Genomic DNA, 25,990 nt, shown 5'->3' on the forward strand with positions numbered 1-25,990 from the left:
ATGTGGGCCACCTCACACCCGTCCCCACCGAGCTCGAAAGGCGGCACCCGGTGCGACTGCGCACTCCACTCGCCCTGTTCGGGGCAGCGCTGCTGGTGCTCGTCGGACCACCGCTGCTCTCCACCGGCAGCGGCTCCGACACCGGCACGCAGATCCCCGGACTGCGTTTCATGGTCCCCAACACACCCGGCGGCGGTTACGACATCACGGCGCGCACCGCGGCGAAGAACGCCGAGGACGCCGGACTCACCCACGGCATCGAGGTGTTCAACCTGCCCGGCGCGGGCGGCACGGTCGGTGTGACCCGGCTGGTCGCCGAGCACGGCAACGGCAAGCTCGCCATGTCCATGGGCCTCGGCGTCGTGGGCGCCGTGCGCACCAACAAGTCGCCCCGGACGCTGGCCGACACCACCCCGATCGCCCGGCTCACCGAGGAGCAGGACATCGTCGTCGTCGCCAAGGACTCCCCGTACGAGACGATCGACCAGTTGCTCACCGCCTGGAAGAAGGACCCCGGCAAGATCCCGGTCGGCGGAGGCTCGTCGCCGGGCGGACCCGACCACCTGGCACCGATGCTCATGGCGAAGGCGGCCGGGATCGCCCCCAAGCAGGTCAACTACATCCCCTTCGACGGCGGCGGCGAACTGCTCGCCTCCATCCTCGGCAACAAGGTCGGCTTCGGCGTCTCCGGCGTCGGCGAGTACCTCGACCAGATCAAGGCCGGTGAGCTGCGCCTGCTCGCCGTCACCGGGCCGAAGCGGGTCCCGGGCCTCGACGCGCCCACCCTCCGCGAGGCCGGTCTCGACACCGACTTCACCAACTGGCGCGGCGTCGTCGCCCCGCCCGGGCTCTCCGACGCCGAACGCGACAAGCTCGTCGGGCTGGTCAGCGAACTGCACGGCTCGAAGCAGTGGCGGGAGTCCATGAAGAAGAACGGCTGGGACGACGCCTTCCTCACCGGTGACGACTTCGGCGACTTCCTGGACGCCCAGGACCGCCGCGTCGCCACCGTCCTCGAGGAGCTGGGACTGTGACCGACGACAGCACCCCCTCCCGGCCCGTCACCGCACGCTCCTGGCTGCGTGAGCACTCCGAACTCGGGGTCTGCGTCCTGCTGCTCGTGCTGGGCGTCCTCGTCCTGACCGACGCCCTGACGATGAGCGTGGACATCACCCAGCGAGGGCCCGTCGGCCCCCGGACCGTCCCGGTGGTCGTCGGTGTCGGGCTCCTGGCCGTCGCCGTGCTCCTGGCCGTCGACGTCCTGCGCGGCGGCCGCGGCGAGGCCGAGGGCGGCGAGGACGTCGACCTCGGCGAACCCGCCGACCGGCGCACCGTCGCCCTGCTCACCGGCGTCTTCCTCGCCTTCGCCGTCCTCATAGGACCGCTCGGCTTCCCCGTCTCCGGCGCCCTGCTCTTCTGGGGCTCGGCCTACGCGCTGGGCAGCCGCCACCTCGACCGCGATCCGCTCATCGCGGCCGGACTCTCCCTTCTGACCTACTTCGTCTTCGACAGCCTGCTGGGGGTGCCCCTCCCGGGCGGCCCGCTGATGGGGGTGCTCTGACCGATGGATTCCCTCAACTCCCTCATCGACGGCTTCGGCACGGCGCTCACACCGGTCAACCTCCTCTGGGCCGCGCTCGGGGTCCTGCTCGGCACGGCCATCGGAGTGCTCCCCGGCATCGGACCCGCCATGGCCGTGGCACTGCTGCTGCCGGTGACGTACGGACTCGAACCGACCGGCGCGTTCATCATGTTCGCCGGGATCTACTACGGCGCCATGTTCGGCGGCTCCACCACCTCGATCCTCCTGAACACCCCGGGTGAGAGCGCCGCCGTCGTCGCCGCCATCGAGGGCAACCCGATGGCGAAGGCCGGGCGCGGGGCGCAGGCGCTCGCCGCCGCCGCCATCGGCCACTTCGCCGGAGGCATGATCGGCACGATCCTGCTGGTCGTCCTCGCCCCCACCGTCGCCTCGCTCGCCGTCGACATCGGGGCACCCGACTACTTCGCCATCATGGTGCTGGCCTTCATCGCCGTCACCTCCGTCCTCGGTTCCTCCCGGATCCGCGGTCTCGCCTCGCTCCTCATCGGTCTCACCATCGGGCTCGTGGGCCTCGACCAGATGACGGGGCAGCAGCGGCTGACCTTCGGCTCGCTCCAACTGGCGGACGGCGTCGACGTGGTGATCGTCGCCGTGGGACTCTTCGCCATCGGGGAGGCCCTCTGGGTCGCCGCGCACCTGCGCCGCTCCACGGGAAAGCCGATCCCCGTCGGCCGCCCCTGGCTGGGCAGGGCAGACGTCCGGCGCACCTGGAAGTCGTGGCTGCGCGGACCCCTCATCGGCTTCCCGTTCGGCGCGATCCCGGCCGGCGGCGCGGAGATCCCCACCTTCCTCTCGTACGTCACCGAGAAGCGGCTGTCCAAGCACCGCGACGAGTTCGGCAAGGGCGCCATCGAGGGCGTCGCGGGACCGGAGTCGGCGGCCTCCGCGTCCGCCGCGGGAACCCTCGTGTCCATGCTCACGCTCGGCCTGCCCACCACGGCCGTCGCCGCCGTCATGCTGGCCGCCTTCCAGCAGTACGGCATCCAGCCCGGCCCGCTGCTGTTCGAGCGTGAACCCGAACTGGTCTGGGGCCTGATCGCGTCGCTGTTCGTCGGCATGGTGCTGCTGCTCGCCCTGAACCTGCCCCTGGCGCCGCTCTGGGCGAAGCTGCTGCGGATCCCGCGCCCCTACCTCTACGCGGGCATCCTGTTCTTCGCCGCCGTCGGCGCCTACGCGGTCGGCGGGGAGGCCGTCGACCTGGTGATCCTGCTGGTGATCGGACTGATCGGCTTCGGGATGCGGCGGTACGGGCTGCCGGTGCTCCCCGCGATCATCGCGGTCATCCTGGGACCGTCCGCCGAACAGCAGCTGCGGCGCGCCCTCCAGATCAGCGACGGCAGCGTGACGGGTCTGGTGAACACTCCGTTCTCGGTGACCGTGTACGCCGTCGTCCTGCTGATCCTGGCCTGGCCGCTGGTGAGGAAGGCGGTGGCGCGGAACCGGACGTGACGGGCTGTCGGCGGCGGCTGGGAGAATCGAGGGCATGACCACGATCGACTGGGACGCCGCCGCCGACTCCTTCGACGAGGAACCCGACCACGGGCTCCACGACCCGGTGGTCCGCAGCGCCTGGGCGGCGCGGATGGAGACCTGGCTGCCCTCGGCGCGCTCGGCGGTCCTCGACCTCGGCTGCGGCACGGGCAGCCTGTCCCTGCTCGTCGCCGGCCAGGGGCACCGCGTCACCGCCGTCGACCGTTCACCGCGCATGGTGGAGCACGCCCGGGCCAAACTCGCGGGGACCGGCACGGAGGTGCTCGTCGGCGACGCGGGCCAGCCACCCGTCGGCAAGCAGCGGTTCGACGTGATCCTCGCCCGGCACACGGTGTGGCTGCTGCCGGACCCCGCGGCAGCCCTGCGGCACTGGTTCTCGCTCCTGCGGCCGGGCGGCCGGCTGCTGCTGATCGAAGGCGTGTGGAACGGCACGGGTCTCTCCGCGGCCCGTCTCACCGCCCTCCTCCGCGCGCACACGGAGCGCGTCCACCACGAGCCGCTCTCCGGGGACGCCCGGCTCTGGGGCAAGGAGGTCGACGACGAGAGGTACGCCCTGGTGGCCCGGGCCGAGCCGCCCCGCCGGCACCGCGAGATCGTCGACGTCCACCTCGTCCTGCGCAGGGGCCCCGACGTGCTGCTGGCCCGGCGGTCCGGCACCGGGTACGCCGACGGGCTGCTCCACGCCCCCTCCGGCCATGCCGAGGACGGGGAGGACGTCCGGGCCGCCGTGATCCGGGAGGCGGCCGAGGAGATCGGCGTCGAACTGGATCCGGACGAGCTCCGGGTGGCCCTGGTGATGCAGCACAGGGGGCCCGGCGGCGACCCCAGGACCGGCTGGTTCTTCGAGGCGGACTTCGACCCCGCCCGTCCGCCTCGCAACGCGGAGCCGGACAAGTGCTCCGAGCTGGCGTGGTACCCGCTGGACACCCTGCCCGACGACATGGTGGCGTACTGCCGTGCCGGACTCGAGGGGTACCGCGCCGAGCAGCGCTTCCTGATCCACTGGCACGAGGACACCGACACGGTCGCGTACGAACCCCGGGGGATCAGCCGCGCCGTCCCGCTGCCGACGGCGGGGGCCCCCACCGGCCGGCTGCACCACGTGGAGCTGTGGGTGCCCGACCTCGCCGAGGCCGAAGCGGAATGGGGATGGCTGCTCGGCCGCCTCGGTCATCTCCCGTACCAGCGCTGGTCGCACGGCCGGAGCTGGCGGCGCGGTGACAGCTACGTCGTCGTCGAGCAGTCACCGGACGGCACCGGGGGCCCGCACGACCGGCTGCGTCCCGGGCTCAACCACCTGGCGTTCCACGTCCGGGACCGGGGCACGCTCGACTCCCTGGTGGCCGGCGCGCCCGGACGCGGCTGGCGGCTCCTCTTCCCCGACCGCCACCCGTACGCCGGCGGCAGCGGTCACTACGCGGCGTACCTGGAGAACACGGCCGGGTACGAGGTGGAGCTGGTCGCCCCCTGAGCCCCCGGAGCGCCGTGCCCCGGCACCCTCCTCAGATGAGCAGTCCCGCCAGCTCCCCGGTGCGGGCGAGGTGCTCCAGCTCGTCCAGGGCCCGGACGGCCGCCTCCGCCGCCGGGGCGTCGCGGCCGGCGAGGCCGCTCTCCTCGAACTCGTCCTCGTCGAGCCGCAGTACGGACGATCCCTCCGCCGGCACCCACAGGTCCAGGTCCAGGTCCTCGACCAGGAGTTCGCCGTCCCGGAGCACGGCGGGCCGGGTGATGTCGCAGTACCAGCCCTTCAGCCGCCCGCCCCCGGTACGGACCTCCTTCACCGCGTACCACCGGTCGCGCCAGTAGTGCTCCGTGAAGACGTCGCCGGGCTCGAACCGTACGAATCCGAAGTCCCGGACCCCCGGGGCCGCCCACGGGGCGCGGACGGTGATCCGGTTCCCGTCGTCCCGGACCGGCTCGGCCGGGTAGCGGATCTTCAGACGGCCCGCCTTGACCAGCGCCACCGTCAGGGCGGACCCGGGATCAGCCGATCTCGCGGACATGGCGTACCTCCGTGGCACAGATCTCGTAGCCGAACCAGCGGTTGACCGCCAGCATCGGTCCGTTGTCGGCGTCGTTGCCCGTGTAGGCGTCCCTGTACCCGGCGGCCCGCGCCCGGTGCAGGGAGTCGTTCTTGGCGAGCTTCGCCAGCCCTCTGCCCCGGAAGGCGCGCACGGTGCCGGTCATGGCGGACCAGTAGCGGGTCAGCCCGTCGGTCTGCGCGGCGCTGAACGCCGCCACCCGTCCGTCCACCGTCACGACCGTGGTGAGCGCGTGGTCGAAGCCGGGCCGCCGCCAGGTCGTCGCCAGCCAGTCCTCGTAGTCGGAGAACTCCACCGGGACGTCGCTCGGCTCGTCCGCGGTCGTCTCCGCGTCGGCCTCGAACAGGGGGCGGGGATCGTCCTCGAAGTCCGCCGCGGTGAGCAGTCCGACCCCGGAGGGGAGGTCCTGGAGCGGTGGCAGCGAGCCCTCCGTCAGGCCGAGGCGGAGGAAGTGCGCGGGCCGGCGCGCCGCGTAGCCGCGCTTCGCGGCGAACGCGCGGTCGGCCGGCTCGTCGAGCACCCAGGTGTAGACGGCGCTCGCCCCGGCACCGGCCAGATGCTCCTCACCGGCCCGCAGGAGCAGCGATCCCGCGCCCCTGCCCCTCCTGTCCGGATGGACGTACGGATTGCAGAAGCCCTGGCCCGGCTTCGGGCTCTCGTGGGAGATCCCGACCTGCGCCGTCCCGATCACCTCGCCGTCCTCCTCGGCGACCAGCAGCCGGTAACGCCTGTCCGGACGGGCGTCGGCCAAATCGCCGAGGACCTGTTCCGGAGTCGTCACCATGAAGGGCAGGGCGGCACGCCGCACCCGTACCCAGGCCGCCGCGTCGGCGGGCAGGAAGTCACGCACGCGTACCGTCATGCGCGGACGCTAACGCGGGCCACGGTCCGGCCGCCTCCGAATTTCCGGCGGCACGGCCGGTGACCCGGCCCCTCGGTGGGAGAGAATCGGCGCGTGACCCTGAAGATCGCCGTTGACCCGGATTCCGCCTCCGCCCCGTACGAGCAGCTGCGCGCCCAGCTGTCCGAACAGGCCCGCTCCGGCGCCCTGCCGGTCGGCTACCGCCTTCCGACCGTGCGCGGACTCGCCGGGGAACTCGGCCTCGCCGCCAACACGGTGGCCAAGGCCTACCGCGCCCTCGAGGCCGACGGGGTGATCGAGACGCGGGGCCGCAACGGGACGTTCGTCGCCGCGGCGGGTGACGCGGCGGCCCGCCACGCGGCGACGGCGGCGCAGGAGTACGCCGAACAGGCCCGCCGCCTCGGCCTGTCGGAAGCCGACGCGCTGGCGCAGGTGCAGGACGCGGTACGCGCCGCCTACGCACGCTGAGGGCCGGGCCGGCACCGTCTCAGAGATACAGACCGGCGTCCGCCCCCGCGTCCTGCTTCGGCACGGACGCGGGCCCGTTGCCCCGCCGCAGGGCGTACAGCTCGGCGAGCGTCGCGCCCTCACGGCCGATGCCCTTCTCCGTGCCCAGCCAGGACACCGACTCGGAGCGGGTCAGCGAGCCCACCTCGATGCGGGCGAGGCAGCGGCCCGGCCTGACGACGGCCGGGTGCAGCCGCTCCAGGTCCTCGTTGGTCGTCACCCCCACCAGGACGTTGCGGCCCTGGCCGAGCAGACCGTCGGTCAGGTTGAGCAGACGGGACAGAGCCTGACCGGCCGTGTGCTTGGCCTCGCCGCGGATCAGCTCGTCGCAGTCCTCCAGCAGGAGCAGCCGCCACCGTCCCTTCGACGAACCGTCGTCCTCACCGATGGCGATGTCCATCAGATAGCCGACGTCGTTGAACAGCCGCTCCGGGTCCAGCACGCAGTCGACCTGGCACCAGTCCCGCCAGGACCGGGCCAGGGTGCGCAGCGCCGAGGTCTTGCCGGTGCCCGGCGGGCCGTGCAGCAGGAGGAGCCGGCCGGCGATGTCGTCGGGGGTCACCCTCATCAGCCGGTCCATCGCGTCGGCCACCGGAGCCGTGTAGTTGGACCGGACCTCCTCCCAGGTGCCGGCGGCGATCTGCCGGGTGGTGCGGTGCGGGCCACGGCGCGGTGAGACGTACCAGAAGCCCATGGTCACGTTCTCGGGCTGCGGCTCCGGCTCGTCCAGGGCACCGTCCGTCGCCTCGGAGAGGATCTTCCGCGCCAGCTCGGGGGAGGTCGCGGTGACCGTCACGTCGGCGCCGCGGTTCCACCGGGAGACCAGCAGCGTCCACCCGTCACCCTCGGCCAGCGTCGTGCTGCGGTCGTCGTCGCGGGCCGACCTCAGCACCTCGGCCGACGCGGGGAGCAGGGTCGCCCCCGACCTGACCCGGTCGAGGGAGGAACTGTGCGAGTGAGGCTGCTCGCCCGTCGCGAAGCGGCCCAGGAACAGCGCGTCCACGACATCGGACGGCGAATCGCTGTCGTCCACGTTGAGCCGGATCGGCAGGGCGGACTCGGGGTTGGCAGACATGGCGCCCATGATCCGCCACGGTGCCGTCCCGCGCACCCAGGTTTCAGGAGCTGCCCCCGGGTGGCGGGACGGGGCCACGGCCTCCGGTCCGGCGGCGCCGCCGCGCCGGACCGGGGACCGCCCTCAGCCCGGCCCGCGCCGCACCCTGCGCGCCCCGCGCACGACTGCGAACCCCTTGGTGAGCACCCGGTCCACCGCGAACGTCCGGGCGACCGCCCGGCCCTCCACCAGCCGTGCGAACTCGGCCGCGCCCGTGCGACGGCGTACGGTCACCCGCTCCAGGGCGTACGGTCCCTGGCGGCGCCGCGCCAGGGCGTTGCCCACGGCGAGGGACTGGGCGAAGCCCGCCGCCCGCACCGACCGGCGCACCCTGCGGGTGGAGTAGCCGTAGGGGTAGGCGAAGGAGACCGGGGGAGCGCCCAGTTCGGCGGCGACGATCTCCCGGCAGCCCGCGGTCTCGGCCCGCAGCGCCGTCCCGTCGAGCTGGTCCAGCTGCGGGTGGGTGTGGCTGTGTCCTCCTATCTCCACGCCCGTGGAGGCGAGTTCGCGCACCTGGTCCCAGCCGAGCATGGTGTCCGGGGCGCCGCCCTCGTCGTGGCTCCCGCGCAGCCAGCCGGTGGTGACGAAGACGGTGGCCGCGAACCCGTGCTCGGCGAGCACCGGCAGCGCGTGCCGGTGCACCCCCTCGTAGCCGTCGTCGAACGTGATCAGCACCGGCCGGGGCGGCAGCGGCCGCCCCGTGCGCCAGCTCCCGGCCAGCGCGGCCGTGGTGAGAGGGGTGAAGCCGCGCCGGGCCAGGATCTCCATCTGCGTGCCGAACGCGCCGGGTGACACGGAGAGGCCGTACACGGCGTCGGCCGGGCGGTGGCCGACGGCGTGGTACATCAGGATCGGCACGGCCCCGCACCCGTGGTCCTCCCCGCTCACCGGACCTCCTCCCGCACGCCCGCCGGCTCGATCGCGGGCACGGCGAAGGACGCGCCGGCACGCCGGACCCGTACGCTCCCCACCGCGTAACCGGCCGCCGCCGCCAGCACCCCCGTCACGACGGCGCCGGCACGGCCCGCGCCGCCGGGACGGCCGAGCAGGAAGTCGCGCACGCCCCGCAGCGCCCCGGCCGGGAGCACCCGGGTGGTGTAGCGGCGCTCGGACTCCAGCCCCCGGGCGGCACCGACGCTCCGGGCGACGAGCGCCTTGGAGAGCCCCTCCGCGTACGTGCGGGTACGGAAGTACCCGAAACGCTCCCGTGCCTCGGGGACCTTGTGACGGATCACGGCGCGGTCGTCGATCAGCAGCACGGCGCGGGGGAGCGCACGGGTGAGCCGGATGCAGAACTCGGTCTCCTCACCGCCCAGTGGCCGCTTGTCCCCGTCCCGTCCGATGCCGGTGGCGAATCCGCCCGCCGCGTCGAAGGCCGTACGCCGGAAGGAGGCGTTGCCGCCGAGGACGTTGCGCACCCGGACCGTGCCGGGCGGCAGCCCCCGGTAGGTGCATCCGACGACCCAGTCGAACTCCTCGGGGAACCAGAGCGGTCGGCGCCCGGAGGCCCACGACGGGAGGGTCCGGCCGCCGACGGCCATCACCTCCGGGTCGTCGTACCCCCGGTCGAGGTGACGCAGCCAGTCACGCCCGGCCACCGCGTCGTCGTCGAGGAAGGCGACGATCGTGCCGCGTGCGGCGGCGATGCCCGTGTTGCGGCCCGCCGACAGCCCGCGTGGACCCGTGTTCGCGAGCACCCGCACCCCCGGGGAGCCCCGGTACTCGTCGGCCAGCCGGCCCAGCAGCGCCGGGTTGTGGTCCACGACCAGGAGGGTCTCCTCCGCCGGCAGCGACTGGGACCGGACCGAGGCGACCGCTTCGAGGATGCCGTCCCAGCGTTCCTCGGTGTAGACGCAGACGACGACGGAGAAGGCGCGTGAGCTCACAGCAGTTGTCCCCGGCCGATGACGGCGGGAGCGGTCGCGGTCCGGCGGCGACGCACCCGCTTCTCCGTGAGGATCACCCGCAGCACCCGCAGACCGTCGCGCACGGCACTGAGGTTGCTGACGCCGTGGATGCGGTTGTACTCGTGGCTCGGCACCTCCTGGACCCTGAGACCGGCCTTGACCACCCGGATGTTCATCAGGGTCTCTATCTCGAAGCCGGTGCAGTCCAGGGCGATCCTGTCCAGGCAGTGTCTCCAGAAGGCGTTGTAGCCGTAGCAGAGGTCCGTGTAGCGGGCCCCGAACTTGCGGTTGACCACCGCGCACAGCGCCCGGTTGCCGAGCCTGCGGACGGGCGTCATGTCGTCCGTCCCGCCACCGTTGGCGAAGCGGGATCCCTTGGCGAAGTCGGCGCCTCCGACCAGGGCGGAGACGTAGCTGACGATCTCCTCGCCGTCCGCCGAGCCGTCGGCGTCGACCATCACGATGATCTCGCCGGTGCAGGCCGCGAAGCCACTGATCAGGGCGTCTCCCTTGCCCTTGCCGGTCTGTTCGACGACCACGACGTCGGGACGGAGTTCTCGGGCGACACGGACGGTGCCGTCCGTGGAATTGCCGTCGACGAGCACGACTTCATGAATCCAGTCGGGCAGCGTCCTGAACACATGGGGAAGATTCTCCGCCTCATTCATGGCGGGGATCACGACACTTACCGGCGGCGCTATCGCGAGATGCGAAGAGATCGGTCGGTATTCGCTCTGTATTCGAGCGGATCCGGTCTCTTCGGTGACAGGTCTGATCGAGGAAGGCAGGACTGAACTCATGAGTCATTTCCCTCTCGTCCGGTGGACGGCCCGCCCCCGGGCAGTCCGGATGAAGGTCCGGTTCGAAAGGGGGGTTCTCATTCCGGCCATGACGGCACGGCGCTCCGGGCCGGCCGGATGAGCTGGCACAACTGGCCGTACGGCGGCCGACTCGACTGAGTACGGCCGCTGGGCACGGCACCCCCCTACCGCGCCCCGCTCCGGTGTCCACCGCGGCTGCCTGAGCCCTCCCCTGGAGCCGCCTGCGTGATGGGCCGTTGCGGGTTGATCCATGACGATATTGACGATTGGAACTGTATGGCAAGACATGCAATGACGTCTCACCCTTTTCGGACTTCGACGGAACTGTCACATGTGGCAACGGAATTGATGCTTCCTTTTTCTGTGGTGTACCGGCCGTCGGGAAGATCGGGCCGGAGGTGAATCGACCGGCGCCGCCGTGGAGGTGATCGGGGCGGAATTCCGCGCTGACCTGCCGCTCGGCACCGGCGGACGGGTGCCGTCGAAAGGGAGGGCCGCCGGTCGTTCCGGACGGAGGCGGCGGGCCGGTCCGTTCGCTCGGGCTCCGGCGGCCAGGCGTGCGGCGTGGCGGCCGGGGTCACGAAGCGAGCAAAGAGGGTGAAAGGAGCGCGCGGAGGTGAACCGGGTGCCGCGCCGCGGTCGATGGCGAGTGCCGGCCGTCCGGTCCTTGGCGCGCCGTATGTCCGCCGCGGGGGTGATGTGCCGTCAGGGGGCCGTCACGCGAACCTCGTTCAACCTTCTTGGCATGGACACTTCCGGAATTGGCGTCCGTACTGCTACCACGGAGTAGGCAGAGATCCTGCCCAAGGAGGTTCCATGAAAATGTCCGGACTCGTGGCGTTCTCGTCCTCTCTTCTGCTCGGCACCGTTCTCGCTCTGACCGGTGCGAGCGTCGCCCAGGCCCAGGATTCGGCCGCAGCCGTCGACTACGTCGCTCTGGGGGACTCGTACTCGTCGGGCGTCGGCGCCGGCAGCTACGACAGCGCGAGCGGGGACTGCAAGCGCAGCACCCGTGCGTACCCCGCTCTCTGGAAGGCGGCCAACAACCCCGCCTCCTTCGCCTTCACGGCGTGCTCAGGAGCCAGGACCGGTGATGTCACGGCCGGTCAGCTCGGTCCGCTCAACTCCGCGACCGACCTCGTGTCGATCTCCATCGGCGGCAACGACGCGGGCTTCGCCGACGTCATGACCACCTGTGTCCTGCAGTCCGAAGCCACCTGTCTGAGCCGGATCGCCACCGCCCGCGCCTACGTGGACTCGACCCTCCCCGGCAAACTGGACTCCGTCTACTCGGCGATCAGCGCCAAGGCGCCCTCGGCCCGTGTCGTCGTCCTCGGCTACCCCCGCTTCTACAAGCTCAGCGGCGGTTGCGTCGCCGGTCTGAGCGAGACGGAACGCACCGCCATCAACGGCGCCGCCGACTACCTCAACGCCGCCACGGCCAAGCGTGCCGCCGACCACGGCTTCACCTTCGGCGACGTCACCTCCGCCTTCACCGGGCACGAGATCTGCTCGGGCAGCGCCTGGCTGCACAGCGTGAACTGGCTCAACATCGGTGAGTCCTACCACCCCACCGCCGCCGGGCAGTCGGGTGGCTATCTGCCCGTCCTCAGCTCGAAGGCCTGACCGCACCCGTGTAGCGGGCGCCCGGGTTCAGCCGTGCGCAGACGAGGGGGCTCCGTCCTGCGGGGCCCCCTCCTCCTCGGCGGGGAAGGCGGGCGCCGGCGAACTCGCCGACCAGGACGTCACCGTCGTGCCACCGCTCCTCCCGTCAGGGTCGTCGTCGTTCGCCAGTGCCCACACGAGACCGCCGGCGACGAGCAGCGCGACCACTGCCGCGACGGCCACCAACACGCCCGTGCGCTTCGTGGGTCCGGTGAACTCCGGCGTGTCCGCCGGGGGTACCCCGCCGCCGTCCGCCGCGTCCGCGCCGTCCACAGGCGTCGGGGAGGGCGGTCCGGCCGGCGATCCGGTGCCGCCCGCCGCCAGGATCCGCAGCCGGCGCTCCGCCTCCGAGGCGGTGAGCCGATCCGCCGGATCCTTGCGCAGCAGTCCCTCGATGACGGGTGCGAGCGCACCGGCCCGTTCGAGAGGCGGCGGCTCCCCGTCGCCCACCGCGCGCAACGTGTCCGCAGGGGTGTCCCGGCCGAAGGGGGACCGGCCTTCGGCCGCGGCGTACAGAAGCACTCCGAGCGACCAGAGATCGGCTTCGGGTCCCGGCGTGCGCCCCAGCGCACGCTCTGGCGCGACGTACTCCGGTGAGCTGATCGGCTCACCCGCCACGGTGAGTACCGGCGTTCCCCGGTCTGCGGCGATGCCGAAGTCCTTCAGCATCACCCGCCCGTCGTTGGCCAGCAGTACGTTCCCCGGCTTCACGTCGCGGTGCAGCGCGCCGGCCTCGTGGCCGCCGCGCAGTGCCGCGAGCACCTCGGCGCCGATCCGGGCCGCCCGCCGCGGGGACAGCGGGCCGTCGGCGTCCAGGACGTCGGACAGGGTGAGTCCGCGGACCAGCTCCGTCACGATCCAGGGCCGTGAGTCCTGGGTGACCACGTCATGGACGGTGACGACGTTGCGGTGGGTGACGCGTGCGGCCGTACGGACCTCCCCCTCCAGGAGGGAACGCAGCCGTCCGGCCTCGGTGGCGGACAGGGATGCGGGGATCCGCACCTCCTTCACGGCCACCTCGCGACCGAGAACCTCGTCACGGGCGCGCCACACGGTGCCCGCCCCGCCTTCGCCCAGCCGGTCCAGAAGGCGGTAACGATCCGCGATCACGCGCCCGGTGTCCGGGACTTCGCTCATCGGTGACCCTCCATCAGCAGCGTCGCCTGGTGCGGACGAATCACCTCCAAGCTAACCCAACTGGCCCTGGAACCGACAGGATCCGGTAACGGGCCGTCAACCCCCGTGTACGGGCGTGCGATCCTGCGGCCGGGATACACGAGTGTCACTGCGGGACGATAGGGTTAACCTGCCCGGGCCGGGTGCCCTCGTACGGGTGGGGAGTGACATGGAACAGATAACGGTGCGCAGCAGGCCGCGTGTGCCTGCCATCACATGTGGGAGCGGTGCGACCAGTAGGCGCCTCGACCGCCATCTCTCGGTGCTGGGCGGCCCTGCCGTTCCGCAGCGTGAGTCGGCCGAGGCGACGCTGCTCATGCTCGAGCTCACCTCGCGCGACGTCGCGCACACCCGCAGGAGCAGGAGCGCGCGTGTCTCGCTCTTCGCCCCCCTGCGGCGACTGCGGCGCTCGCTCTTCGGCAGCCGCCACTGACCGACGGCTGTCCCGACCGGTCCGGCCCTGCGTCCAGGGCCGTGTCCACGATCACTCCGCTCCGGCGCAGTGCTGCTGTCCGTCCGTCCGTCATCCCCAGGGCGGGGCAGCGTTGCGTCGGTGTGCTCCCCAGCGCCGGTACGGCACCCATCGGCACCGGCACTCATCGGCACCGGCGCCCGCCCGGCAGCGCGAACGCGAGCAACGGCACCCGCGACATGTGCACAGAGGCGGCCACCTCCCGCCCGGCACCACCCGCACGACGCCCTCCCGTCTCACAGCAGAGCGAACTGCCCCTCAGGGCCCTCCTCACGGTGATCCAGCACGGACGCCGGCCGACGGGCCGACGCGGGCACGGGAAGCACCCCGGCCGTGCGCAGCGCGTCCCGGGTGAGAGTCCCCGTCCTCCCCAGCGTGTCCCGCAGTGCCTCCTGCCGGGGCCCGAGTCCGGCCAGCAGCGCCAGGACGGTGATCAGTTCCAGCAGTTCCGACGTCCGCTCCCGCGGCCAGCCACGCGGCCCCACGGCGGCCAGCCCCTCCGCCGCCGCCGTGCGGCGCTCGAACCAGAGCTCCAGCATCCGCACTCCGCCGACGCGGAAGTCCCACGCCGCGGCGGGAACGGGCGAGACGCGCCCCTCGCCGACGACGAGCACCTCCTCCTCCGCGTCGTAGCGGATGCCGTCCGGCCGGGGCTGGATCGGGGCCCGCACGTACGGGCGCCGGCCGCCGGGCAGCCGCGGGCGCTCCCCGCCGCGCGCCCCACGCAGCTGAAGCCGCAGCAGTTCCTGCCCGAGCTCCACGCCCCGGGCCCACAGATCGCCGCCGGTGGGCAGCGGGACGAGGAGGCCCGCGGCGGAGGGCCGGGCGGCGGCGAGGATCCAGGCCAGGACGGACTCGGCGCTGACCGCGGTCCCGTACCGGTCGGACAGCAGGGCGGGCAGGCCCGGCGCGAGATTGGGCTCCTGCCCACCCGGCCGCCGGTAGAGCGGCCGTATCCGGCCCGGCCGCCCCGCGGGGGCGTGCCCGTCGGGCAGCAGCGCGGTCGCGGACAGGCAGGGGCCGTCGTCCTGGGGCACGTATCCGTGCTCGACGGCGAAGATCTGGTGACCGTCGGCGACCCGCCACATCTCGGGCCGGGCCGCGTCGAGCAGTCGGTGGTCGGGAATCAGCCACTGCTCGTCGAAGGGGCCGTGCAGGATCCGCACGGGTTCCGGATACGGGCCCGGGTGCCGGGCGAACGCGCCGGTCCCGGTGGACCTGCCCGGCAGCGCCGCGGCCGGGGTCAGCGGCGTACGGGAGCGGCTGGGCCGGAAGAGGCGTTCCTGATCCGCGCGCTCCGCCCCCGCCAGCAGGTCCCAGCGGGCCCGGAGCGAGGCCGCCTCGGCGGCCGTCACCCAGGGCCGCCCCGTTCTCAGGGGCCGCACCGACCAGGGCATGAGGTCGTCCAGCAGCGGGAGCGCATCGTCCCCGCCGACTCCGGCCGCCACCCGTGCTGCCACCGTGTCGTCCTCCCCGTCGCCACGTCCGCCGCCTCAGGCATCGTAACGATCCCGCCGCGGCGGCCCCGCCGTCAGTGCGCGTCGACGGTCACCGAGAAGGAGAAGCGGTCCCCCCGGTAGCGGATGCGCGCCACGTCCACCACCGTGCCGTCCTCGTCGTACGTCACCCCGGTGTAGTGCAGGATCGGGCTGAGCAGCGGGACCTGGAGCAGCTCGGCCGTGGCGGGGTCGGCGAGGCGCGCCTCGACGGTGTCCGTGATCCGGGAGATGCGTACGCCGACGACGTCACGCAGCACCTTGGTCATCGGCCACCGCTCCAGGTCGGCCACGTCCAGCCGCGCAGCGGTCTCCGGGCGCAGCGCGTTCTCCGCCCAGTTGGTGGGCTCGCCCGTCCCCTCGTCGCAGCGCAGCCGCCGGTAGCTGACCACCTCCGGGCACTCGGGGAAGAACTCCGCGAGATCGCCGGGGACGGGCGTGCGGCCGTGGCCGAGTACCGTCGTCCGCTCGCCCGACTGCTGGGCGACGATCGTGTCGATCGACCCCAGCAGCCGGACCGGCGACACCCGCCGGGCGCGCGGCTCGATGAACGTGCCGCGCCGCCGGTGCCTGCTGATGAGCCCCTCGCCCTCGAGCTCCTTGAGGGCCTGGCGCATGGTCAGGACGCTGACGCCGTAGTGCGCGGCGAGCTGCTCCTCGGTGGGCAGCCGCGTCGAGGCGTCCTGGGGGCGGCCCAGTATGGAGGCCCGCAGGGACTGCGAGACCTGGTACCAGAGGGGCAGCTTCCGGTTCAGCACCAGGGAGTCGGGGGCGAATCCGGGCCGGCCGGCCTCGTTCACCTGATTCATCCGGTTCACCCGATCTCTCCGAGGAGTGGCCGGCGGTGCGGTCTCACGGCCGGAAGTCGCGGCTCAGACCCTGCCACACGTCGTCGTAGCCGCGCTGCAGATGGTCCGCACCCGCGGCCTGCGCGGTCGCCGTGACCGGCCAGCGGGTCTCGAACATGAAGGCCAGGCCGTCGTCGATCCTCTGCGGTACCAGCTCGGCCGCGCTCGCCCGGTCGAAGGTCTCACGGTCCGGTCCGTGCGCGGACATCATGTTGTGCAGCGAGCCCCCGCCCGGCACGAAACCGCCCGCCTTCGCGTCGTACGCGCCCTCGATCAGGCCCATGTACTCGCTCATCACGTTGCGGTGGAAGTACGGCGGCCGGAAGGTGTCCTCACCGACCAGCCAGCGCGGGGCGAAGACGACGAAGTCGACGCCCGCGAGGCCCGGGGTGTCGGACGGCGAGGTCAGCACCGTGAAGATCGACGGGTCCGGGTGGTCGTAGCTGATGGTGCCCATCACGTTGAAACGGCGCAGGTCGTAGACGTACGGCGTGTGGTTGCCGTGCCAGGCGACCACGTCCAGCGGTGAGTGGTCGTACGTCGCCGACCAGAGGTTCCCGCAGAACTTGTTGACCACCTCGACCGGGCCTTCGCGGTCCTCGAACGCCGCCACGGGCGCCAGGAAGTCCCGTGCGTTCGCCAGCCCGTTGGCGCCGATGGGTCCCAGGTCGGGCAGGACGAAGGGCTGCCCGTAGTTCTCGCAGACGTAGCCGCGGGCCGTGGTGTCCAGCAGCTCGACGCGGAAGCGCACGCCGCGCGGGATCAGCGCCACATGGCCGGGCTCGGCCCGGAGCAGGCCCAGTTCGGTGCGGAGCAGCAGGCCGCCTCGCTCGGGGACGATCAGCAGCTCCCCGTCGGAGTCGCCGAACACCCGGTCCGTCATGGAGGCGTTCGCGCTGTACAGGTGCACGGCCATGCCGGTGCGCCGCGTGGCGTCGCCGTTGCCCCCCAGCGTCCACAGGCCGGCCAGGAAGTCGGTGCCGGGCGCGGGGTCGGGGAGCGGGTCCCAGCGCAGCCGGTTGGGATCGGGCACCGTCTCGGTGAACGGGCCGGTGCGCAGGGTGCCGTTGTCGACGCGCACGAAGGCGGGGTGGGCGGCCGAGGGGCGGATCCGGTAGAGCCAGGACCGGCGGTTACGGGCGCGGGGCTCGGTGAAGGCCGAGCCGCTGAGCTGCTCCGCGTACAGCCCGAGGGGAGCGCGCTGGGGCGAGTTGCGGCCGTGGGGCAGGGCGCCCGGGACGGCCTCCGAACTGTGCTCGTTGCCGAAGCCGGAAAGGTGGCCGAGGTTCTCCGCCGCTTCTCTCGCCTGCTCGATGCCGCTCATCACGTGCTCCCGTCGGAAAGGACCCTGTGGACCCCTGACGAGGAATCCTATGGATCACCGTAGGAATCGAAACGGGGCCCGTCAACGGCATACGGGCATCATGGAACCGTGTCCCGTGCTCATACGAACCTCCGGCGCGTCCCCGTGCAGCAGCGCAGCGCCGACCGCCTCGCCCGCATCCTCGACGCCGGAGCCTGGCTGCTCGACGAGGCCGGCTACGAGCAGTTCTCCACCCGGGCGGTGGCCGACCGGGCCGGGGTGCCCATCGGCTCCGTCTACCGCTTCTTCCCCAACAAGAGGGCGCTGGTCGACGCCCTCGCCGAGCGCAACCTGGAGGTCTACGCCGGACGGGTCGTCGCCCGGCTGGAGGCGATCCCCGAGCGGGAATGGCGAGCGGCCATCGACGCCGTGCTCGACGAGTACCTGGCGATGAAGCGCTCCGTCCCCGGCTTCGCGCTCGTCGACTTCGGCCCTCCCGTGCCAACCGCCGGCCCGCTGGACGAGGAGGTGAACCGGCGCGTGGCGGGGCGCCTGGCGGAGCTGCTCTCCGGCCATCTCGGCCGCGGGCGCGACGGGTCGGCCACCGATGCAGTGCTCCTGCGCACGGTCCTGGTCTGTGTGCAGGCCGCGGACGCCCTGCTCCAACTCGCGTTCCGGGCCGACCCGGCAGGCGATCCGGACCTGGTAGCGGAGACCCGGATCCTGCTCCGGGCCTACCTCGCGGGGGTTCTCGAATAGCCGGTGCCGGTGGCGGCGCAACGGCCCGCTCCAAGGCCTCGCCCCCATCCGTACCGGTCGGTATGCTCGGTCCGCCGGGGTTCCGCGCCCGCCGCGGGACGCCGGATCACGCCCGCGCGCCACCGCCGCCCCGGGGAGGGCCCATGTCCCACGAATCCCGCACCGCTCCGCGGATCTGCCCGCTCTGCGAGGCCACCTGCGGACTCACCCTCACCATCGAGGGAACGGTGGTCACCGGCGCCCGCGGTGACCGCGACGACGTCTTCAGCCAGGGCTTCATCTGTCCCAAGGGCGCCTCCTTCGGCGGCCTGGACGCCGACCCCGACCGGCTGCGCACCCCGCTCGTCCGCACGGACGGCGTCCTGCGCGAGGCGACCTGGAGCGAGGCCTTCGACACGATCGCCGCGAAGATCCCCGCCCTGACCGGGGAACACGGCAAGCAGGCCGTCGGCGTCTTCCTCGGCAACCCCAACGTGCACACGATGGCAGGCGGGCTCTATCCGCCCCTGCTGCTGTCCACGCTCGGCACCCGCAACGTCTTCACGGCCAGCACCCTGGACCAGATGCCCAAGCACGTCTCCAGCGGCCTGCTCTTCGGGGACGCCCAGGCCATCCCCGTACCCGACCTGGACCGCACCGCCCACCTGCTGCTGATCGGCGCCAACCCGCTGGAGTCCAACGGCAGTCTGTGCACCGCCCCCGACTTCCCCGGCAAGCTCAGGGCGCTGCGCCGGCGCGGCGGCACCCTCACCGTCATCGACCCGCGCCGGACCCGCACCGCACGCCTCGCCGACCGGCACGCCGCGATCCGTCCCGGCACCGACGCCCTCCTGCTCGCCGCGCTCACCCAGGTACTCGTCGAGGAGAAGCTCACCGACCCCGGCGCGCTCGCCGAGCACCTCGAGGGCTACGACGAACTGACGGATGCCGTCGCGGACTTCACCCCCGAGGCCGTGGCGGAGGCCTGCGACCTGGACGCGGGGACCATCCGGGAGATCGCCCGCGAACTGGCCGCGGCACCCGCCGCCGCCGTCTACGGACGCATCGGCAGCTGCACCGTCGAGCACGGGACCCTGGCCAGCTGGCTCGTCGACGTACTCAACATCCTCACCGGCAACCTCGACCGCCCCGGCGGCGCCCTCTTCCCGCTCTCCGCCACAGCCCGCGCCCCTCGCGCCGCCGGCCCCGGCAAGGGCTTCGCCCTCGGCCGCTGGACGAGCCGGGTCTCCGGACACCCGGAGGCCAAGGGCGAACTGCCCGTCACGGCCCTCGCCGAGGAGATCGAGACACCGGGGGAGGGCCGGATCCGGGCCCTGATCGTCATCGCCGGCAACCCGGTCCTCTCCGCACCGGACGGCGACCGCCTCGACCGGGCACTCGCCGGCGGCCTCGACTTCATGGTCAGCGTCGACCCGTACCTCAACGAGACCTCCCGCCACGCCGACGTCGTGCTTCCCCCGCCGCCGCCCTCGCAGAGCGCCCACTTCGACTTCGCGTTCAACTCCCTCGCGGTACGCAACCAGGTCCGCTACAGCCGCCCCGCCGTCCCCCTCGAGGACGGACGGATGGACGAGAGCGAGATCCTCGCCAGGCTGGTCCTCGCCGTGGGCGGGATGCACGGCGCGCCGCCGGAGGCCGTCGACGACATGGTCATCGGTACCGCGCTGACCAAGGCGGGGGCGCCCGAGGCGCTCGCCGGTGAACTGACCGGCCGCACCGGCGCCGAACGGCGGCTCGACCTGATGCTGCGCCTCGGCCCGTACGACCTCACCCTGGAGCAGCTCCTCGCACATCCGCACGGGATCGACCTCGGCCCGCTGGAACCGCGCCTCCCGCAGGTGCTCAGGACCCGCAGCGGACGCATCGAGCTGCTGCCGGCTCCGATCGCGGCCGATCTGCCCCGGCTGCGCGCGTCGCTCGGCGCGCGGCCCGCCGGACTCGTCCTGGTCGGACGCCGCCATCTGCGGTCCAACAACAGCTGGATGCACAACGTCCCCGCGCTGCGCGGCGGCTCCAACGTCTGCACCCTGCAGATCCACCCCGACGACGCGGCCCGGATCGGGCTCGTCGAGGGCGACACGGCCCGGATCACGGCGGCGGGCGGCGAGGTGGAGGCGCCCACTGAGATCACCGACTCGGTGCGCACCGGCGTGGTGAGCCTCCCGCACGGCTGGGGACACAGCCGCCCGGGCACCCGCATGTCGGTGGCCGGGGCGGAGCCCGGCGTCAACGTGAACCAGCTCCTCGACGGCACCCTCCTGGACCCGCTGTCCGGCACCGCCGTGCTCAACGCAGTCCCCGTCACGGTGACACCACGTCGTTGACCTGGGGTTCTGCTCGTATTGCTCACACGTCAACATCTTGTTAACGCTGCATAAGGGCCCCTAACGTCACTCGCACCGCCGGCACCGGTGAGAGTTCAAAGGTGAACGTGAGGTATCCCATATGCTGACAATCCTCGGCTTCGTCATGATCGCGACCTTCCTGGTCCTGATCATGACGAAGAAGATGTCCCCGATCGCGGCGCTGGTCCTGATCCCCGCCCTGTTCTGCGTGGCCGTAGGACAGGGCGCGAAGCTCGGTGACTACGTCATCGAAGGGGTCGGCACCCTCGCGCCGACCGCCGCGATGCTGATGTTCGCCATCGTCTACTTCGGCGTGATGATCGACGTCGGCCTCTTCGACCCGATCGTCCGGGCCATCCTGCGCTTCTGCAAGGCCGACCCGATGCGCATCGTCATCGGTACGGCGCTGCTCGCGGCGATCGTCTCGCTGGACGGCGACGGCTCCACCACCTTCATGATCACGGTCTCGGCCATGTACCCGCTCTACAAGCGGCTGAAGATGAGCCTCGTCGTCATGACCTGCGTCGCCGCCACCGCCAACGGGGTCATGAACACCCTGCCCTGGGGCGGCCCCACCGCCCGGGCGGCCACCGCCCTCAAGGTGGACGCGGCCGACATCTTCGTCCCGATGATCCCCGCCCTGGCCGTCGGTCTGCTCGCCGTCATCCTCCTCGCCTGTGTCCTGGGCCGCCGCGAGCGCAAGCGGCTCGGCATGCTCACCCTCGACGAGGCGCTGGTCACCGAGCCCGAGACCGTCCTCGTCGGTGCGGGCGGCGGGGACCGGCTCACGAAGGCACCGGAGGGAACCGGCGCCGCCGGCACCGGTGGCGCGGGGAGCGCGGGCGTCTCCCAGGGCGGCGACGAGGAGCACGAGCTCAAGGGGCTCGACCCCGACAGGCCCACGCTGCGCCCCAAGCTCTACTGGTTCAACGCCGGCCTCACCGTGGCCCTGCTGGCCGCGATGATCCTGGAACTCATGCCGATCCCCGTGCTCTTCCTGATCGGCGCGGCCCTCGCCCTCACCGTCAACTTCCCCCGCATGACCGACCAGCGGGCCAGGATCGCGGCCCACGCCGACAACGTGCTCAACGTCTCCGGCATGGTCTTCGCCGCAGCCGTCTTCACCGGCGTGCTCACCGGCACCGGTATGGTCGAGCACATGGCGGACTGGCTCGTCGGGGCGATCCCCGACGGCATGGGCCCGCACATGGCCGTGGTCACCGGCGTGCTGAGCCTGCCTCTGACCTACTTCATGTCCAACGACGGCTTCTACTTCGGAGTGCTGCCCGTGCTTGCCGAGGCCGGCGCCGCCCACGGCGTGTCCCACCTGGAGATCGCCCGCGCCTCCATCGTCGGACAGCCGCTGCACATGTCCTCCCCGCTCGTCCCCGCCGTCTACGTCCTGGTCGGCATGGCCAAGGTCGAGTTCGGCGACCACACCCGGTTCACCGTCAAGTGGGCCGTGCTGACCTCGCTGGTGGTCCTCGGAGCCGCCATCCTCTTCGGACTCGTCTGATGCCTCCGGAACAAGGGCCCGGCAGGGGCTGGCTGCTGCGCCTCGTCATCGCCTTCGCCTTCGCGCAGGGAGCGGTGTCGATGGCGCGGCCCGCCGTCTCCTACCGGGCTCTCTCGCTGGGCGCCGACGAGCGAGCGATCGGCGTCATCGCCGGTGTGTACGCGCTCCTGCCGCTCTTCGCCGCCGTTCCGCTCGGACGGCGGACCGACCACGGCCGCTGCGCACCGCTGCTGCCGGCCGGGGTCCTCCTGATCGGCGGCGGGTGCGCGCTCAGCGGCACCTCGGGCTCGCTCACGGCGCTCGCCGCCTGGAGCGGGGTCATGGGGCTCGGCCACCTGTGCTTCGTGATCGGGGCCCAGTCGCTCGTCGCCCGGCAGTCCGCCCCCGCGGAACAGGACCGCAACTTCGGCCACTTCACCATCGGCGCCTCCCTCGGCCAGCTCGTCGGACCGGTCGCCGCGGGTTACCTCATCTCCGAGCGGGACGGCGCGATGGCCCGTACGAGCGCCCTCGCGCTGCTCGTCTCGGCGGCCGTCGCCGCCGTCTCCCTCACCTCGCTGTGGCGCATCGAGCACCGCGGGGCCGCCGGATCCCCCCGGAAGGCAGCCGCGAAGGTGCCGGTGGGCAGCATCCTGCGCACCCGCGGGGTCCCGGCCGGCATCTTCATCAGTCTCGCCGTACTCAGCGCCACCGACATCCTCACCGCCTACCTGCCGGTGGTCGGCGAGCACCGCGGGATCGCGCCCGCCACCGTCGGCCTGCTGCTCAGCCTCCGGGCCGCCGCCACCATCGCCTGCCGCCTCGTGATGACGCCGGTGCTGCGCCTGGTCGGCAGGGCCGTCCTGCTCTCCGTGACCTGCCTGCTGGGCGGCCTGCTCTGCGCCGCCGTCGCCCTGCCCGTCCCGGTGTGGGGGCTCGCCGTGATGCTCGCCGTGCTGGGCTTCTGCCTGGGGTTCGGCCAGCCGCTCTCGATGACCACCGTCGTCCAGGCCGCGCCCGCGGCGGCCCGGTCCACCGCGCTCGCCCTCCGGCTCACCGGTAACCGGCTCGGCCAGGTCGCGGCCCCCGCGGCGGCCGGACTGGTCGCCGGAGTCGCGGGCACCGCGGCCCCGTTCGTCATGCTGGGCGCGTTGCTCGTCGGCGCCGCGGGACTCGGGCTGCGGGGCGGCGGAACGCGGGCGGCGGCCCCGGGCCCGGCGCCGTCGGCCCCGCCGTCCACCCCCGCTCCGCGTGTGGAACGCCCCCAGGCCGAGCGGGACTCCGCCTGACGGGGCGCCCCGCCGCCGGCCGTGCGTGATCTGTGTCTCCGGCGCTTCTCCGGCGGTTCCCTGGCGCCGAAAAACTAACAGCGCTAGTTTGGCCCGGGACGGCATCCGTCCGCACGAGCACGGCTTCGGCGGCAGGCACAGCGAGCCCGGGAGGGACAGCCATGAAGGCGCATGACGGGATGTACATCGGCGGGGAGTGGCGGCCCGCCTCGGGCCGGGACACGATCGCGGTCGTGAACCCCGCGGACGAGCAGGTCGTCGGCCATGTCCCGGCGGGCACGGCCGAGGACGTCGACGCGGCGGTACGCGCCGCCCGCCACGCCTTCCCCGGCTGGGCGGCCACCCCGCCCGCCGAGCGCGCCGCGAGGATCGCCGCACTGCGCGACGTACTCGCCGCCCGCAGGGACGAGATCGCCGAGACGGTCACCGCGGAACTCGGCTCGCCGCTGCCGCTCTCCCAGGCGGTGCACGCCGGCGTGCCGGTGCTGGTCGCCGGTTCGTACGCCGAACTCGCCGCCTCGTACTCCTTCGAGGAGAAGCTCGGCAACTCGACGGTCCTGCTGGAACCCGTCGGTGTCGTCGGCGCGATCACGCCGTGGAACTACCCGCTCCACCAGATCGTCGCCAAGGTGGCACCCGCGCTGGCCGCCGGCTGCACCGTCGTCCTGAAGCCCGCCGAGGACACCCCGCTCACCGCGCAGCTCTTCGCCGAGGCCACCCAGGAGGCCGGCCTGCCCGCCGGCGTCTTCAACCTGGTCACCGGCATCGGCGCGGTCGCCGGTCAGGCGCTCGCCGAGCACGAGGGCGTCGACCTGGTCTCGTTCACCGGGTCCACTGCCGTCGGCAGGCAGATCGGTGCCACCGCCGGAGCGGCCGTCAAGCGCGTCGCCCTGGAGCTGGGCGGCAAGTCCGCCAACGTGATCCTGCCCGGTGCCGACCTCGCCAAGGCCGTCAACGTCGGCGTCGCCAACGTGATGTCCAACTCCGGCCAGACCTGCAGCGCGTGGACCCGGATGCTGGTCGACGCCGACCGGTACGAGGAGGCCGTGGCGCTCGCGGCCACCGCCGTCGCGAAGTACGTGCCGGGGGAGCGGGTCGGCCCCGTCGTCAACGCCAAGCAGCAGGCGCGGGTGCGGGGTTACATCGAGAAGGGGGTCGAGGAGGGCGCCCGCCTCGTCGCGGGGGGCCCCGAGGCCCCCAAGGACCGGGGCTACTACGTCAGCCCCACCGTCTTCGCGGACGTCACCCCGGACATGACCATCGCGCAGGAGGAGATCTTCGGCCCGGTCCTCTCGATCCTGAAGTACGAGGACGTGGACGACGCCCTGCGCATCGCCAACGACACCGTGTACGGGCTGGCCGGCGCGGTCTGGGGTGCGGACGACGAGGAGGCCGTCGCCTTCGCCCGCCGCATGGACACCGGACAGGTCGACATCAACGGCGGCCGCTTCAACCCCCTGGCGCCCTTCGGCGGTTACAAGCAGTCCGGGGTGGGCCGGGAACTCGGCCCCCACGGCCTCTCCGAGTACCTCCAGACCAAGTCCCTCCAGTTCTGATCCGCCCGACGACCCACCGAGGAGTCTGTTCGTGGTCCGCGCCGCCGTACTGCCCGCCGTCGGAGCTCCCCTGGAGATCACCGACATCGAACTCCCGGAGCCCGGCCCCGGCCAGGTGAGCGTCTCGCTCGCCGCCGCCGGCGTCTGCCACTCCGACCTGTCCCTGTCCGACGGCACCATGCGGTTGCCGGTCCCGGCCGTCCTCGGCCATGAGGGCGCCGGCACGGTGCTCGCCGTCGGCGAGGGCGTCGCCCACGTTGCCGCGGGCGACCCGGTCGTCCTCAACTGGGCGCCGTCCTGCGGCGCGTGCTTCCACTGCGGGATCGGCGAGGTCTGGCTGTGCGCCGACGCGCTGAAGGGGGCCGCGAACATCCACGCCCGTACGGCCGACGGCACCGAGCTCCACCCGGGCCTCAACGTCGCCGCCTTCGCCCAGGAGACCGTCGTCGCCGCGAACTGCGTGCTGCCCGCGCCGGCCGGCATCCCGCTCGACGACGCCGCACTGCTCGGCTGCGCGGTGCTGACCGGATACGGGGCGGTCCACCACTCCGCCCGGGTGCGCGAGGGCGAGAGCGTCGTCGTGTTCGGCATCGGCGGGGTCGGCCTGGCCGTCCTGCAGGCGGCCCGTATCGCCGGGGCGTCGAAGATCATCGCCGTGGACGTGACCCCGGAGAAGGAGGAGCTGGCCCGCCGGGCCGGGGCCACCGACTACGTCGTCGCGTCCGACACCACACCGCGTGCCGTCCGCAAGCTCACCGGCGGCCAGGGCGCGGACGTCGCCGTGGAGTGCGTGGGCCGGCCCGCCACCATCCGCGGCGCCTGGGAGTCGACCCGCCGCGGCGGCCGCACCACCGTCGTCGGCATCGGCGGCAAGGACCAGCAGGTGACGTTCAACGCCCTGGAGATCTTCCACTGGGGCCGCTCCCTCACCGGCTGCGTCTACGGGAACAGCGACCCGGCCCGTGACCTGCCGGTGCTCGCCGAGCACATCCGCGCCGGACGGTTCGACCTCTCCATGATGGTCACGGAGCGGATCTCCCTGGACGGCATCCCCGCGGCCTTCGACCACATGATCGCGGGCAAGGGCGGACGCGCCCTGGTCGTGTTCTAGACACCGCCGCCGCGAGGAAGGCGGGGCCGCACGACACGCGGCCCCGCCGCCCCGATGCGCCGGAGCGAGACCGTCGCGCGGCCGTCCCCGCGGCACGGAGGCCCTGGCGCCCTTTGGCGGTGCGATGT

At 72.7% G+C, this 25,990-nt stretch carries 23 protein-coding genes; 13 read left to right on the forward strand and 10 right to left on the reverse strand.

What is annotated here, in order from left to right; genetic code table 11:
* Positions 1–50: 50 nt before the first annotated feature.
* Genes LWJ43_RS26710 through LWJ43_RS26725 form a run of 4 tightly spaced genes read left to right on the forward strand, consistent with a single transcriptional unit; the run spans position 51 to position 4,565 of the window.
* Positions 51–1,034, forward strand: a complete 984-nt coding sequence (locus LWJ43_RS26710) for a Bug family tripartite tricarboxylate transporter substrate binding protein (RefSeq protein WP_277334740.1) — start codon at positions 51–53, stop codon at positions 1,032–1,034.
* Positions 1,031–1,561, forward strand: coding sequence for a tripartite tricarboxylate transporter TctB family protein (locus LWJ43_RS26715; protein WP_277334741.1), 531 nt, complete (start codon positions 1,031–1,033; stop codon positions 1,559–1,561). The genes LWJ43_RS26710 and LWJ43_RS26715 overlap by 4 nt, the downstream gene beginning before the upstream one ends.
* A 3-nt stretch (positions 1,562–1,564) precedes the next feature.
* Positions 1,565–3,052, forward strand: a complete 1,488-nt coding sequence (locus LWJ43_RS26720) for a tripartite tricarboxylate transporter permease (RefSeq protein ID WP_277334742.1) — start codon at positions 1,565–1,567, stop codon at positions 3,050–3,052.
* A 34-nt stretch (positions 3,053–3,086) separates the two neighbouring features.
* Positions 3,087–4,565, forward strand: a complete 1,479-nt coding sequence (locus LWJ43_RS26725; protein WP_277334743.1) for a trifunctional class I SAM-dependent methyltransferase/NUDIX hydrolase/VOC family protein — start codon at positions 3,087–3,089, stop codon at positions 4,563–4,565.
* Positions 4,566–4,596: 31 nt separating this feature from the next.
* Here LWJ43_RS26725 and LWJ43_RS26730 read toward each other — a convergent pair whose 3' ends face one another.
* Both LWJ43_RS26730 and LWJ43_RS26735 read right to left on the reverse strand, forming a co-directional pair.
* The gene (locus LWJ43_RS26730) at positions 4,597–5,097 is read right to left on the reverse strand and encodes a ribonuclease FAU-1 family protein (protein WP_277334744.1); all 501 of its coding nucleotides are present in this window, start codon (positions 5,095–5,097) and stop codon (positions 4,597–4,599) included.
* Complete coding sequence (locus LWJ43_RS26735; protein ID WP_277334745.1) at positions 5,078–5,998, reverse strand: GNAT family N-acetyltransferase; 921 nt, start codon at positions 5,996–5,998, stop codon at positions 5,078–5,080. The genes LWJ43_RS26730 and LWJ43_RS26735 overlap by 20 nt, the downstream gene beginning before the upstream one ends.
* A gap of 93 nt (positions 5,999–6,091) precedes the next feature.
* On the opposite strand from LWJ43_RS26735, the gene LWJ43_RS26740 reads away from it, so the two are divergent.
* Complete coding sequence (locus LWJ43_RS26740) at positions 6,092–6,466, forward strand: GntR family transcriptional regulator (protein ID WP_277334746.1); 375 nt, start codon at positions 6,092–6,094, stop codon at positions 6,464–6,466.
* A gap of 19 nt (positions 6,467–6,485) precedes the next feature.
* Here LWJ43_RS26740 and LWJ43_RS26745 read toward each other — a convergent pair whose 3' ends face one another.
* The 4 genes from LWJ43_RS26745 to LWJ43_RS26760 form a co-directional block, all read right to left on the reverse strand.
* Entirely contained in the window at positions 6,486–7,580 is a 1,095-nt protein-coding gene (locus LWJ43_RS26745) for a DUF5925 domain-containing protein (protein ID WP_277334747.1), read from the reverse strand.
* A 123-nt stretch (positions 7,581–7,703) separates the two neighbouring features.
* The gene (locus tag LWJ43_RS26750) at positions 7,704–8,465 is read right to left on the reverse strand and encodes a polysaccharide deacetylase family protein (protein ID WP_277336003.1); all 762 of its coding nucleotides are present in this window, start codon (positions 8,463–8,465) and stop codon (positions 7,704–7,706) included.
* Positions 8,466–8,503: 38 nt separating this feature from the next.
* A complete protein-coding gene (locus tag LWJ43_RS26755; protein WP_277334748.1) occupies positions 8,504–9,505 on the reverse strand; it encodes a glycosyltransferase family 2 protein in 1,002 nt (333 codons plus the stop codon).
* Positions 9,502–10,326 (reverse strand): glycosyltransferase family 2 protein, encoded by an 825-nt coding sequence (locus tag LWJ43_RS26760; RefSeq protein WP_277334749.1) that lies wholly within the window; start codon positions 10,324–10,326, stop codon positions 9,502–9,504. Before LWJ43_RS26760 ends, LWJ43_RS26755 begins: the two co-directional genes overlap by 4 nt.
* 837 nt (positions 10,327–11,163) lie before the next feature.
* Between LWJ43_RS26760 and LWJ43_RS26765 the strand changes: the two genes are divergently transcribed.
* Positions 11,164–11,973, forward strand: a complete 810-nt coding sequence (locus LWJ43_RS26765; RefSeq protein ID WP_277334750.1) for an SGNH/GDSL hydrolase family protein — start codon at positions 11,164–11,166, stop codon at positions 11,971–11,973.
* Positions 11,974–12,000: 27 nt separating this feature from the next.
* Here the strand turns inward: LWJ43_RS26765 and LWJ43_RS26770 are convergent, their stop codons facing one another.
* Positions 12,001–13,149 carry a serine/threonine-protein kinase gene (locus LWJ43_RS26770; protein WP_346771996.1) on the reverse strand — a complete coding sequence of 383 codons (1,149 nt, stop codon included), beginning with the start codon at positions 13,147–13,149 and terminating at the stop codon, positions 12,001–12,003.
* A gap of 208 nt (positions 13,150–13,357) precedes the next feature.
* Here LWJ43_RS26770 and LWJ43_RS26775 point away from each other — a divergent pair, with 208 nt between their 5' ends.
* Entirely contained in the window at positions 13,358–13,621 is a 264-nt protein-coding gene (locus LWJ43_RS26775) for a hypothetical protein (RefSeq protein ID WP_277334751.1), read from the forward strand.
* Between the two features lie 275 nt (positions 13,622–13,896).
* Here the strand turns inward: LWJ43_RS26775 and LWJ43_RS26780 are convergent, their stop codons facing one another.
* The 3 genes from LWJ43_RS26780 to hmgA all read right to left on the reverse strand — a co-directional run bounded on the left by LWJ43_RS26780 (position 13,897) and on the right by hmgA (position 17,328).
* Entirely contained in the window at positions 13,897–15,120 is a 1,224-nt protein-coding gene (locus LWJ43_RS26780) for a type ISP restriction/modification enzyme (RefSeq protein ID WP_277334752.1), read from the reverse strand.
* Positions 15,121–15,191: 71 nt separating this feature from the next.
* Complete coding sequence (locus LWJ43_RS26785; protein WP_277334753.1) at positions 15,192–15,965, reverse strand: GntR family transcriptional regulator; 774 nt, start codon at positions 15,963–15,965, stop codon at positions 15,192–15,194.
* A 43-nt stretch (positions 15,966–16,008) separates the two neighbouring features.
* Entirely contained in the window at positions 16,009–17,328 is a 1,320-nt protein-coding gene (gene hmgA, locus LWJ43_RS26790) for a homogentisate 1,2-dioxygenase (protein WP_277334754.1), read from the reverse strand.
* Between the two features lie 108 nt (positions 17,329–17,436).
* On the opposite strand from hmgA, the gene LWJ43_RS26795 reads away from it, so the two are divergent.
* The 6 genes from LWJ43_RS26795 to LWJ43_RS26820 all read left to right on the forward strand — a co-directional run bounded on the left by LWJ43_RS26795 (position 17,437) and on the right by LWJ43_RS26820 (position 25,862).
* Positions 17,437–18,066 carry a TetR/AcrR family transcriptional regulator gene (locus tag LWJ43_RS26795; RefSeq protein ID WP_277334755.1) on the forward strand — a complete coding sequence of 210 codons (630 nt, stop codon included), beginning with the start codon at positions 17,437–17,439 and terminating at the stop codon, positions 18,064–18,066.
* Positions 18,067–18,209: 143 nt separating this feature from the next.
* A complete protein-coding gene (locus LWJ43_RS26800) occupies positions 18,210–20,390 on the forward strand; it encodes a molybdopterin oxidoreductase family protein (protein WP_277334756.1) in 2,181 nt (726 codons plus the stop codon).
* Positions 20,391–20,511: 121 nt separating this feature from the next.
* Positions 20,512–21,927, forward strand: coding sequence for a CitMHS family transporter (locus tag LWJ43_RS26805; protein ID WP_277334757.1), 1,416 nt, complete (start codon positions 20,512–20,514; stop codon positions 21,925–21,927).
* The gene (locus LWJ43_RS26810) at positions 21,927–23,195 is read left to right on the forward strand and encodes an MFS transporter (RefSeq protein ID WP_277334758.1); all 1,269 of its coding nucleotides are present in this window, start codon (positions 21,927–21,929) and stop codon (positions 23,193–23,195) included. The genes LWJ43_RS26805 and LWJ43_RS26810 overlap by 1 nt, the downstream gene beginning before the upstream one ends.
* Positions 23,196–23,356: 161 nt before the next feature.
* Entirely contained in the window at positions 23,357–24,751 is a 1,395-nt protein-coding gene (locus LWJ43_RS26815; RefSeq protein ID WP_277334759.1) for an aldehyde dehydrogenase family protein, read from the forward strand.
* A 31-nt stretch (positions 24,752–24,782) separates the two neighbouring features.
* Positions 24,783–25,862 carry a Zn-dependent alcohol dehydrogenase gene (locus tag LWJ43_RS26820; RefSeq protein WP_277334760.1) on the forward strand — a complete coding sequence of 360 codons (1,080 nt, stop codon included), beginning with the start codon at positions 24,783–24,785 and terminating at the stop codon, positions 25,860–25,862.
* Positions 25,863–25,990 lie beyond the last annotated feature (128 nt).

This window comes from Streptomyces sp. JH34, assembly GCF_029428875.1.
In the GTDB taxonomy this organism is placed as follows: Bacteria; Actinomycetota; Actinomycetes; order Streptomycetales; family Streptomycetaceae; genus Streptomyces.

What these genes read in the sequence shown, in the direction of transcription:
- LWJ43_RS26720 (WP_277334742.1), top strand. Translation starts at nt 1,565, where the DNA reads ATGGATTCCCTCAACTCCCTCATCGACGGCTTCGGCACGGCGCTCACA.
- LWJ43_RS26725 (WP_277334743.1), top strand. Translation starts at nt 3,087, where the DNA reads ATGACCACGATCGACTGGGACGCCGCCGCCGACTCCTTCGACGAGGAA.
- LWJ43_RS26730 (WP_277334744.1), bottom strand. Translation starts at nt 5,097, where the DNA reads ATGTCCGCGAGATCGGCTGATCCCGGGTCCGCCCTGACGGTGGCGCTG.
- LWJ43_RS26735 (WP_277334745.1), bottom strand. Translation starts at nt 5,998, where the DNA reads ATGACGGTACGCGTGCGTGACTTCCTGCCCGCCGACGCGGCGGCCTGG.
- LWJ43_RS26745 (WP_277334747.1), bottom strand. Translation starts at nt 7,580, where the DNA reads ATGTCTGCCAACCCCGAGTCCGCCCTGCCGATCCGGCTCAACGTGGAC.
- LWJ43_RS26750 (WP_277336003.1), bottom strand. Translation starts at nt 8,465, where the DNA reads ATGTACCACGCCGTCGGCCACCGCCCGGCCGACGCCGTGTACGGCCTC.
- LWJ43_RS26760 (WP_277334749.1), bottom strand. Translation starts at nt 10,326, where the DNA reads ATGAGTTCAGTCCTGCCTTCCTCGATCAGACCTGTCACCGAAGAGACC.
- LWJ43_RS26765 (WP_277334750.1), top strand. Translation starts at nt 11,164, where the DNA reads ATGAAAATGTCCGGACTCGTGGCGTTCTCGTCCTCTCTTCTGCTCGGC.
- LWJ43_RS26770 (WP_346771996.1), bottom strand. Translation starts at nt 13,149, where the DNA reads ATGAGCGAAGTCCCGGACACCGGGCGCGTGATCGCGGATCGTTACCGC.
- LWJ43_RS26775 (WP_277334751.1), top strand. Translation starts at nt 13,358, where the DNA reads ATGGAACAGATAACGGTGCGCAGCAGGCCGCGTGTGCCTGCCATCACA.
- LWJ43_RS26785 (WP_277334753.1), bottom strand. Translation starts at nt 15,965, where the DNA reads ATGAATCAGGTGAACGAGGCCGGCCGGCCCGGATTCGCCCCCGACTCC.
- hmgA (WP_277334754.1), bottom strand. Translation starts at nt 17,328, where the DNA reads ATGAGCGGCATCGAGCAGGCGAGAGAAGCGGCGGAGAACCTCGGCCAC.
- LWJ43_RS26800 (WP_277334756.1), top strand. Translation starts at nt 18,210, where the DNA reads ATGTCCCACGAATCCCGCACCGCTCCGCGGATCTGCCCGCTCTGCGAG.
- LWJ43_RS26805 (WP_277334757.1), top strand. Translation starts at nt 20,512, where the DNA reads ATGCTGACAATCCTCGGCTTCGTCATGATCGCGACCTTCCTGGTCCTG.
- LWJ43_RS26810 (WP_277334758.1), top strand. Translation starts at nt 21,927, where the DNA reads ATGCCTCCGGAACAAGGGCCCGGCAGGGGCTGGCTGCTGCGCCTCGTC.
- LWJ43_RS26815 (WP_277334759.1), top strand. Translation starts at nt 23,357, where the DNA reads ATGAAGGCGCATGACGGGATGTACATCGGCGGGGAGTGGCGGCCCGCC.